The 11,141-nt window shown below is 42.9% G+C and carries 7 protein-coding genes and 1 pseudogene; 7 read left to right on the forward strand and 1 reads right to left on the reverse strand.

All coding sequences use genetic code 11. The features are described 5' to 3' along the window. Nucleotides 1–515 precede the first annotated feature (515 nt). The 6 genes from CHJ_RS24050 (at nucleotide 516) to CHJ_RS24075 (ending at nucleotide 2,906) form a co-directional block, all read left to right on the forward strand. Entirely contained in the window at nucleotides 516–1,052 is a 537-nt protein-coding gene (locus CHJ_RS24050; RefSeq protein WP_317919417.1) for a tyrosine-type recombinase/integrase, read from the forward strand. 226 nt (nucleotides 1,053–1,278) lie between these two features. Further along, a complete protein-coding gene (locus tag CHJ_RS24055) occupies nucleotides 1,279–1,578 on the forward strand; it encodes a type II toxin-antitoxin system HigB family toxin (RefSeq protein WP_317919418.1) in 300 nt (99 codons plus the stop codon). A 9-nt stretch (nucleotides 1,579–1,587) separates the two neighbouring features. Further along, nucleotides 1,588–1,956: a type II toxin-antitoxin system HigA family antitoxin gene (locus CHJ_RS24060; RefSeq protein WP_317919419.1), complete on the forward strand. Its 369-nt coding sequence runs from the start codon at nucleotides 1,588–1,590 to the stop codon at nucleotides 1,954–1,956. A 7-nt stretch (nucleotides 1,957–1,963) separates the two neighbouring features. Then, nucleotides 1,964–2,398, forward strand: coding sequence for a hypothetical protein (locus CHJ_RS24065; RefSeq protein ID WP_317919420.1), 435 nt, complete (start codon nucleotides 1,964–1,966; stop codon nucleotides 2,396–2,398). Nucleotides 2,399–2,455: 57 nt separating this feature from the next. Next, complete coding sequence (locus tag CHJ_RS24070) at nucleotides 2,456–2,704, forward strand: hypothetical protein (protein WP_317919421.1); 249 nt, start codon at nucleotides 2,456–2,458, stop codon at nucleotides 2,702–2,704. A 13-nt stretch (nucleotides 2,705–2,717) separates the two neighbouring features. Further along, complete coding sequence (locus CHJ_RS24075) at nucleotides 2,718–2,906, forward strand: hypothetical protein (RefSeq protein WP_317919422.1); 189 nt, start codon at nucleotides 2,718–2,720, stop codon at nucleotides 2,904–2,906. A gap of 135 nt (nucleotides 2,907–3,041) precedes the next feature. Here the strand turns inward: CHJ_RS24075 and CHJ_RS24080 are convergent. Next, nucleotides 3,042–3,977: pseudogene (locus tag CHJ_RS24080) on the reverse strand (IS110 family transposase); the annotation flags it as partial. A gap of 405 nt (nucleotides 3,978–4,382) precedes the next feature. Between CHJ_RS24080 and CHJ_RS24085 the strand changes: the two are divergent. Beyond that, nucleotides 4,383–11,066, forward strand: a complete 6,684-nt coding sequence (locus CHJ_RS24085; protein ID WP_317919423.1) for a VCBS domain-containing protein — start codon at nucleotides 4,383–4,385, stop codon at nucleotides 11,064–11,066. The last annotated feature ends 75 nt before the right edge of the window (nucleotides 11,067–11,141 follow it).

The following is an 11,141-nucleotide window of genomic DNA, read 5'->3' on the forward strand; positions in this document are numbered from 1 at the left end:
CCACCAAAAGATCATGTTTAGATAATAATCGTGTTTTGCGACTACATCGTTTCACCATGTTGGCCAAAAATCGATCCGCAGGGTTTGGGGTGCAGCCCCAAGAAAAGCCTAACGCGCCCTTGGCTTGTTTGCTCAGTTTTTTTTGACAAGCTGTGCTTATAGCAACAAAAATCGAGCGTGATTTAAAATAAACAATTTGCAGATCTGCAATTTTTATCCCTGAGTTATCCACGTAAACGGTGGATAAGTAAACAAGCGGATAATAAATAGAGAGTTTAGATTGTTCTGTAATTATGGTTCTGCAGGGCCTTACTAGCAGCATAAAATAATCACCGGCTTGCTAGGTCAAGGCCACTTTTGCGACATTGAACGAGCACCTTGCAGAATATTCGTCTAAATCTATTTCCCCCGAAAGTCTTATTCAAGGCATGGTAAGCTATCAAATACACGGTCTAAGCTGAGTGTGTGGAATTTTCCCCTCGCCACTATTTCTAGATAATTCCAGAGGTAAGTTCATGCCAAAAGCCCGCTCCCTTTCCAAATCTGAAATGAATAGAGCATTAGAAGCCTGTTTATTGATGAGCAACCCCATTCAGAAAAGAGCTATCCTTTCTCTGTCCTACAGCGGTCTAAGAGTTACAGAACTGACATTGTTAACGGTTGAAGATGTAATGACCAAAAGCGGAAAAATAAAAGAAGAAGTTTATTTGAGAGCGATAATTACTAAAGGTTGTCGTCCTCGTTCGGTTTGGTTTAGCCACCGAACGATAGAGATACTGTCGAATTATCTTGAGTATCGAATTGAGAAGCGACTTGGTGCATTGACGAACTCAACTCAATACAGAGGACTTAACCCTAAAAGTAAGCTTATATTGTCGAGCAAGGGTGCCGCCTATTGTTTGAAAGCCAAGACAAAGATCATGTGTGACGGTTCAGAGCGTGTATATTTCAATAATGACACCCTTGAGGCTCTAATGCGTTCCGTATACGCCCGAACTGGACTGTATGGGGCTAGTTACATTCAGGCCGTAGAAGCTTGGCAACAACATTGAATAAGCGCGGTGTAGAAATTGAGGCAATAGGTAAGGTTCTAGGTCATTCGCCAAGAAATTTGAATGTTACCCTTGATTACATCGATGTAAGTGAAAAGCAAATGACTAAGGCTTTTGAATTAGCTTTCTAGCTATTGATACTTAAGTTATTTCCCATAAAGGGAAAATAAATATTGACTTGATTTAAATGCGTTCCCATAATGGGAAACATAGAAAAGAGGATGTAATGCGAATTTTATCAAGATCGACCTTACGCGAGTTTTGGGAACAACCTAAATATGCGGACGCTGAACCAGCATTGACGGTGTGGTATGACGAAGCTAAACATGCAAATTGGCAGACTCCACAGGACATAAAAGAACTTTATCGAAATGCATCTTTCGTTGGAAATAATCGTGTTATTTTTAATATTCACGGCAACAAATATAGATTAATTGCTGCGATTAATTATAAGTTTTCAATGGTCTATGTAAGATTTGTTGGTACTCATGCTGAGTATGACAAAGTAGACGCAACAACAGTATAGAGGTTTGAAATGAACATTAAACCAATCAAGACAGTTGAAGATAACCGCCTAGCTTTAGAGCGTATCGAGCAACTTTGGGACTCTGAGCCTAATACAGTAGAGGGTGATGAGTTAGAAGTATTAGCAACCCTAGTACATACCTTTGAAGAGGAACATTATCCCATTGATGCGCCTGACCCGATTGAAGCAATCAAATTTCGTATGGAACAGCAGGGTTTAGAAGACAAAGACCTAGTGCCGTTCCTCGGTCAACGTAGTCGTGTAACGGAAATTCTGAGTCGTCAAAGACGTTTATCTATCGCTATGATTCGTAAGCTAAATAAAGGGCTTAAAATTCCTCTGGATAGCCTAATAAAAGAATACGAATTAGCACGTTAAAGGAGAAATGATGCGGATTGATTACGAGTATCTCAACAATTTTTTGAAGCTGGTACTAGACAATGAAACAGGTGACTTCTCACTTAGCACTGAGCCTTTCAAAGCGTTGTGGCCTAATGACGATGAAGCAGCTATAGACAAACTTGTCTTCCATCTCGAAATACTAGCAGACCAAGGGTGTATAGAATCAGCATTGACCAAAAAAGAAGGGATAGGTTTTAGAAGAACTGGTGCTGGCTTCATAATTAGCATAATTCCTCTCAGGCTAACTGCTCAAGGACATCAGTTTGCTTCAGACTTAACCAAACCAGGTGTTATTGAACAACTAAAATCAGCATTTTCGGATGCTGGGCCTAATGAAGCAGTAAAAGTTGTCTTTTCTTTGGGTAAAAATGCACTAGATAAAAAGCTTAAGCAATTAACTGAACTGGGTGAGGAGTAATTCGTGTCACTATTGGCTTACCCGATAAACATCACATAATGAACAAGAGGAATTCTAATGAGTGATAAGGCTACTGAGCTTAATGCAGCGAATCAAAACCTAACAAAGCTAATTAACAGTTTACAATATCTTGAACGTGAATATGACAAAGCGATTGATCATTCAGCAAACTACATGGGCAACAATGAAAGTATAGAACAGGTTAGAGACGCAAAGGCTATGGATATTTTAAAGACAATTACAAGCGTAAAGAAAAATATAGAGCTTCAAACTCAATTAGTGCAAAAACTTGCCGCTAGCTATTAGGGGGGGGAAGTTTATGCTGAAATTTAATAACGGAGAGCGCTTTAAAAACGCTAAAACAATAGGCGAGCTAAAAGCGGCCTTATCTGAATTGCCAGATGAAACACTAATTGAACAAGGTTTTGCAAATAGTGTCGATCTGGTAATTCTTCATAATACTGATGGTGAGCATCACATTGCGTTTGATGATGGTGAGTCTAACTAAGGGGGATATATGGCTCTGATTGCAGTACTGCAATAAAAAGAGAAAGACCAAAGCGGCTACCAACTAGAAGCAGCTAAACACGAGAAAAAAACCTTCAGCTCAGAGTGATCATAAAAATGAGCCATCTTATCTATAATTGAATGGCTTGCGTCGCTTCAGATCAATGAGCCAAGAGCCAAAGTAACGTTCCGCCGTCCCATCTATCCAGATAACAGCCCTAGCTGCACTGCATGGACAAATAACTCTCTAAGTTCTTTGTTTCCTCGTTTCGATATTCCGAGCATTCTTGATTTTCCACCAGTAGAATATTGATGTGGCGTTAAACCAATCCAAGCTGCAAAATTACGACCATTAGCAAAGTCGTTGGGATTTCCAACAGCAGACAAGCAACAAGATGCGGTCATTGGCCCAATCCCAGGAACACTTTGTAACAGAGATAACAATTCATCGTCTTTCAGCAAGTTTTCTAACTTCTTTTCCTGGTCTTTAACCCATACATTCAATTGATTGTAATGATCTAATTGTTCTCTAAGCTCCAAAATTAACATTGGTGGAATCGGTTCTTTATTGTCGGCTAAATACTGAAATAAGTTCTTCATGTTGTGATGTCCTCTCGGAAAACTTATGCCAAACTCTAGAAGAATAGAACCGACTCTATTCATATACGCTGTTCTTTCCTTGATATAACCTGCTCTGATTTTTCGAACAACAGTACATACTTGAGCTAATTCGCTTTTTGGAGAAACAAAACGCATATTTGGACGCATTGACGCTTCTGCAATTGCGTCAGCGTCGATGAAGTTATTTTTTGTTTGTTTTTACGTAAGGTTTAACATACTGAGCAGGCACCAATTTAACTTGATGCCCATACGACTCACACCTTCTCGCTAGCCAATGAGCGCCACCACAAGCTTCCATCGCGACAATAACTGGTTCATGGACCGATAATAATTGAAGCAGTTATTGTCTGTTAAGCTTCTTCCTGAAGACTTCTCTACCTGAATAATCATGGCCGATAAGATGAAATGTATTTTTTCCTAAATCGATACCGATAACGCGAATAGTAGTCATGATGGTCACCTTTATTTAGCTACGCCTAACAATGTTGAGTTTAGCGTGTGGGTGGGGCGTACCATCTTATTAGTAATTTAGTGACCTTACTAAATTAGTATTACATGTATTACTTTTTGTAATACTAAGCTCCTGATCAGAAGACCCCTTTCACTTTATGACTACATCTTGAGATTAACAACTGCTCCCCACTCCTTGAATCCAATATATATGTATGTAAACAAGCTGGTCGGTTAAACGCTGATTAGAGCATTCAAATACATAGTTGTTTGCATCCATTGATACCTAAAACGTAGAACCTTCTCAATTTCTGGTTTTTTCTTTAAAAATTATCCAATTAGCTAGCCAAACCTCTATCTGTGTATTTTACTTAAGATAGACAACCATGATTCACGGATGATAAAAATGGCTAACAAGAAAAATACAGAAACCAAAAATAAGAAAAGTGACGAGCTAGAACAAAAGAAACCAACACAAAAAAAGAAGCTCAGACTGCACTCACACTTAAAAGTTAATATCCCACTTTTTCAATCACTCATGATGATTTTTCCATCATTGGCTAAACACTCTGCTGCCGAGAGTATAGACAATTCCAGCGGTGCGGCAGATCAAGTAACCGCAAATAGCGTGACCGAAAAAGACGTCACCGATGACCATACAATAGCGGACTCCTCAGCGGTTACTTATCAAGAGGCTCAAACGAGTGAAAGTGACGTAAACTCGACCTTAAGTGCAAATCATGCCCCTCATGGTTCGAGCTCTCACTTGGTTCCTTCTCATCATTTGTCGACGATTTCTCACCCGCAAGTCCATTACATTCCTTCAGTATCGATGCCGACTATCTCCTCAGGAAGTAACGGCCAGCCGACTCATTCGAATGCGTCTACGACACCCGCTTTACCCGTCACCTTCATGCCAGAAGTCATAAAAGGTACGTACGGAGAGCTTCATGTTGATGCAAATGGTCAATACACGTTTGTATTAACCCCAAAATCGCCTCAATACATCCTGTTGAATCAGCATCAACAAGGTACTGATCATTTCTTGTTGCATCTATCTAACGGCTCGAGCGTCATTGTTCAAGTTCCGGTCACGGGTAAGCAAGACACGCCAAGTATTTCTGGGGACTTAACAGGCGTCGTTACAGAAGATCATAATATTGATTCACAAGGCTTGTTACATGCCAACGGTAAAATTGATGTCGTTGACCCTGACCAAAATGAAAGCTCAGTAATACCAGAAGTTATCTCAGGCAAATATGGATCATTAACAATAGACGCAGATGGACACTGGCAGTATCAGGTAGACAACTCGCTTTCTAACGTTCAAGCGTTAACCGGGGCGACTTCACTTCACGAAAGCTTCACAATTCACACCAAAGATGGCACACCACAAATACTCGACATGACGATTGGCGGAAACGACGACAACGCCGTTATCACAGGTGTAGATGCTGGCACGGTAACTGAAGATTTAACAACGCAAGTTCAAGGACAGCTTTCGGTAACGGACTCTGATCTTGGAGAGGACCACTTTCAAGCCTCACAAGTTGCTGGCAATTTCGGTACGCTAATTATCACGAAAGATGGAGCGTGGACTTATGATCTTGATAATACTAACCCAACCGTTCAAGCGTTAGGTCAAGGGGCAACCGCGACCGATACGATTACTGTTCAGTCGGCTGACGGCACACCACATCAAGTTACGATTACGATTAATGGGACTAATGATAGGGCGACGGTTAGCAGTGCGACCATCACGATTGATGAGACGAATAGAGCGGTAACCACCTCAGGTATGCTCACCAGTACCGATGTTGATAATCCAGACAATACCTTCACGCCGGATTCCATTTCAGTAGCCCACGGCGACTTAACCATTGATGCCAATGGACATTGGACGTTTACCGCCAATAGCCCGTTTAATCAATTGAACGTCGGCGATAAGGTTGAGGAAACCTTCACCGTCGCTTCCGTCGATGGAACAACTTCGACAATTAAAGTCACGATTAACGGCACCAACGATGCGGCGGCGGTCAGCACGGCAACGGTTGCTGTGGATGAAACTGATACGGCTATCTCGACTTCAGGCACACTAACTAGCACCGACGTAGATAATCCAGATAACCCTTTCACACCTGACTTGATTACTGGCACCAACGGTGATCTGACTATCGATGCAAATGGACACTGGACGTTCACCGCCAACAGCGCCTTTAATCAATTGAATGTCGGCGATAAGGTTGAGGAAACCTTCACCGTCGCTTCCGTCGATGGCACACCCTCGGCCATCAAAGTGAGGATCAATGGTACCAACGATAAAGCCACGGTCAGCAGTGCGACCGTCGCCATCAATGAAACCGACAAAGCTGTAACTACTTCAGGAACATTGACCAGTACCGATGTCGATAATCCGGACAATACCTTCACGCCGGATTCCATTTCAGGTGCCCACGGCGACTTAACCATTGATGCTAATGGTCATTGGACATTCACCGCCAACAGCGCGTTTAACCAATTAAACGTTGGCGATAAAGTCGAAGAGACCTTCACCGTCTCTTCTATCGATGGCATGCCATCGACCATCAAAGTGACGATTAACGGAACCAACGATAAAGCACTCATTGCGGGTGGAGACACAGCAAGCCTTGAAGAGTTTGGTAGTCATGCTTCCGCTTTAGCCGATATGACTAATCAGTCTCCTGATTATCATCAAGTACACAATAGTAATTTGTTTAACCAAGTGTTATCTGCCACTGGTCACCTGACGGTTATTGATCCCGATAGTGGCGAAGCTGAGTTTCAAGGCAACACGAACATAAATGGTCAGTACGGCCACTTATCTTTATTCACGAACGGTAATTGGGTTTATGAAGTATCTGCAGGTAATTCGGCTGCGGGTAGAGCTATTGATAAGCTCGGTGAAGGTGAAGAATTAACGGAGACTATCACTATACACAGCAAAGATGGCACACCACACGACATTGTGATTACCATTCACGGTGATAACGACCGTCCTTATTGCTCATCAGAAGTACAACTTAACAGCGGTACAGAAGATACTCGCCAAACTATTACTGTCGCAGAACTATTACAAAATACCGTCGATGTCGACCATAACGATACTGGTTTACTGACCATTGAAAACCTGCATGCCAACCACGGCTCTATTGCCATTAATAAAGATGGCAGCTTCTCGTTTACACCAGAAAAAGACTACAACGGTGATGTGCACTTTACCTATGATGTTAAAGACGCACATGGTGGCGTGACGCATACAGGTGCAACTACATCACTAGTTGCCGTCGCTGATAGCGCTAAAATTGGTGGTACAGATACCGCGAGTCTAGAAGAATTTGGCGATCGCACTTCAGCTTTAGCCGATATGACAGATCACTCTCCAGATTATCATCAAGCACACAATAGTAATTTGTTTAACCAAGTGTTATCTGCCACTGGTCACCTGACGGTTATTGATCCCGATAGTGGCGAAGCTGAGTTTCAAGGCAACACGAACATAAATGGTCAGTACGGCCACTTATCTTTATTCACGAACGGTAATTGGGTTTATGAAGTATCTGCAGGTAATTCGGCTGCGGGTAGAGCTATTGATAAGCTCGGTGAAGGTGAAGAATTAACGGAGACTATCACTATACACAGCAAAGATGGCACACCACACGACATTGTGATTACCATTCACGGTGATAACGACCGTCCTTATTGCTCATCAGAAGTACAACTTAACAGCGGTACAGAAGATACTCGCCAAACTATTACTGTCGCAGAACTATTACAAAATACCGTCGATGTCGACCATAACGATACTGGTTTACTGACCATTGAAAACCTGCATGCCAACCACGGCTCTATTGCCATTAATAAAGATGGCAGCTTCTCGTTTACACCAGAAAAAGACTACAACGGTGATGTGCACTTTACCTATGATGTTAAAGACGCACATGGTGGTGTAACCCATACCGGCGCGACAACTAACTTAGCTGCTGTGGGCGATGCAGCCATTATTACCGGGGATGATAAGGGAGATGTATCAGAACACCAAAATCCCAATATGTCACCCGATTATGCTCAACCTGGAATGGGGAAACTTTGGAACAATACCTTACATGAATCTGGGCAGATCTCTATCACCGATGCCGATGCTGGTGAAGCGTCGTTTGTTACCCATGGCTCGGGCTATGGGTACCATGGGCAACTCGGAAAACTACACCTAAAGGAAAATGGAGTCTGGTCTTATGTTGTAGACAATAATGCCCAATCATCTTCCGGGCGTACCATAGATGCGCTTGGTGCAGGTGAAACTATTACCGATACTATTACGGTAGAAAGTAAAGACGGCACAACCCATGATATTACTATTACCATTCACGGTGATAACGACCGCCCTTACTGCTCTTCTGAAGTTACCCTAAATGCAGGTACAGAAGATACTCGCCAAAACATTACTGTTGCTGATTTACTGAAAAATACCGTTGATGTCGACCATAACGATACTGGTTTACTGACCATTGAAAACCTGCATGCAAACCACGGTTCTATTGCTATCAATAAAGATGGCAGCTTCTCGTTCACACCAGAAAAAGACTACAACGGTGATGTGCACTTTACCTATGATGTTAAAGATGCGCATGGAGGTGTAACTACCACCGGTGCTAACATAGACCTACAGGCAGTTGCTGATGGCGCAATAATTAGTGGCGTGGATGCCGAAAGTATTATTGAAGATCACCATATTGGGTCAAGTTCCCCTCACACAATAGCAGTTTCAGGGTTATTGACGGTGACGGATCCCGATACAGGACAAGATCATTTCCGATATAGTCAGTTTGGTGAGCAGGAAATTCACGATCCCTTTGGTGGGGACTTGCGCATAACGCCTAGCGGTAATTGGGGGTACTCGGTGAAAAACAGCGCCCTGCAATATCTTCATGAAGGCGATGTGGTACATGTGGTCTACCGCGTGCATTCTGAAGATGGTACGTCTCATGATATTACCATCACTGTTACTGGTACGAATGATGCGCCAGTTCTAGCGGCTCAAACACAATCGGTTACCGAAGATGGCAGTGCGCTTCAAGGCCAGATGCAAGCCACTGACGCTGATTATAATGCGCATGCATATCTCTCTTTTTCCATTACAAATCCTGTAGATGGCTTAACTTTCAATAGCGATGGTAGTTACACCTTCGACCCTTCTCATGCTTCATACCAACACCTCGGTTCTGGGCAAGATCAAACAATTACCATTCCAGTAATAGTCAAAGATGAGGTCAATGCAACATCGACTCAAAATCTAACGATTATTGTTCATGGCACTAATGATGGTGCGATTATCACAGGTCAAAACCACGGTGCAGTTGTTGAGGATTATCATGTAGGATATGGAGACTTTTTGGTAACTCAAGGGATTTTAACAAGTCATGACTCTGATAATCCCGATGACAGTTTTACCGGAGAAAATTTGCAGACTCTTAAAAATGGCTCTTCTGCTGCTGGTGTATTGCAAATGGGCAAATCGGGCATATGGATTTACACCATTGATAATAAATCAGTTCAATCAATGGCAGAAGGTGAAACAAAAACCGAGATATTTGAAGTCAAGAGTATCGACGGCACCACCCATGAGATCGAAGTAACAGTAACAGGAACTAATGACGCGCCAGTACTTGGCGTTACACAAACAACCCACTCATCCGGAACACTGACAGAGACCGATGTAGATACCTCAGATACCCATACATTTTCTGTTGTGCAAGGTGCGGGGCATTTTGGCACGCTCTCAGTCGACCCCCAAACAGGAGCATACACTTACTCACCGAATGGGTCTGTGCAAGGAATGCATTACAACCCTCAACAAGGGCACTATGTAGGTGATGATACCTTTGAGATAAAAGTGGTAGATAACCACGGCGCAGAGTCATCTAAGTTTATCACCTTTAATGCACAGGGTTTTGTCACAGCCCCTACGGGAACAGGACCTACACCAACGGTGACAACTTCAGTACCCTCGCCAGCGATTGTAACTCCAACGGCAACTGCAACTGGGGCAAACCCTGAAGCATCAAATGCGGTAACGCTTGACCTTGCAAATAGTAGTGACAGCGGTAATTCACAAACAGATAATCTTACCAACGACACAACACCAACCATTGATGGTCATACTGACATTCCGTTCTCAAAAGTTACTATTTATGATGGCACGCAAAATGCGATTGGCCATGGGACTTCTGATGCTTCAGGTGACTTTTCAATAACAGTTTCTACAATAGGTGTTGATGGAGTTGATGCGGAGGGAAATATTGTTCAGGATCATTCGGGTGCTTATAGTGTAGATAAAGCCCCAATTATGCGCCCTGCTGCTCCCGTGGTTCAGCAACAACATGTGACAGGTGGAACCGGTGTGACAATTCATTCTACCGATACGCACGGTGGATTTGCTCTTAATCAATACGGCGGGGCAGATATTCGTTCACCTTATGGAACTGCACATATTGATGAGCATTCAGGCCATGTCAGCTTTCGACCTATTGGTACAGGTAATCCCCATACAGCCCACCACGGTCACTTTGAGATTTTTCAACATGGGCAGCATGTAGCAGATGTTGATGTCACTAGCTATAACCATAATCATCAACCGTCTCAAATAACGGTAACTCCTGTTGGACCTCCACCGCCTCCTCCTACTCCGGGAACTGTCCAACACGATGAGCCGGATCCATTTGCCGACTCAGAAGTCATGATCACCGAGAGTGATAATAGTCATCTGCATTTAACTAAGCTCGATCATCAAGAACTAGACCAGAAAACCAGTCACCATGGTGCAGCCGCTTATCTAGATGCATTGGGCATTAAACCCGATGCGACATCGACAACGGTTCACGATCAACCTGCGGATATGGATATCGTACTTGCACAAGTCGACCAACAAGATGCAGCAACACATGACCAAGCGCACTTGGATATGTCAGACGCGCTAGAACACCATGATGCGAACGTCAACCACAACCAAGATGATGAGTACCATCATCACAACGACGTAGACGGGTTGTCAGACATTGATCCAAATAGTTAACCGATAACGAAACTAAACAGAAGGGAGCACATGATGTGCTCCCTTTTTATTATTAGCTGTTGTTATTCGTTTACT

This window comes from Vibrio sp. MACH09 (assembly GCF_033238805.1).
Lineage (GTDB): Bacteria > Pseudomonadota > Gammaproteobacteria > Enterobacterales > Vibrionaceae > Vibrio.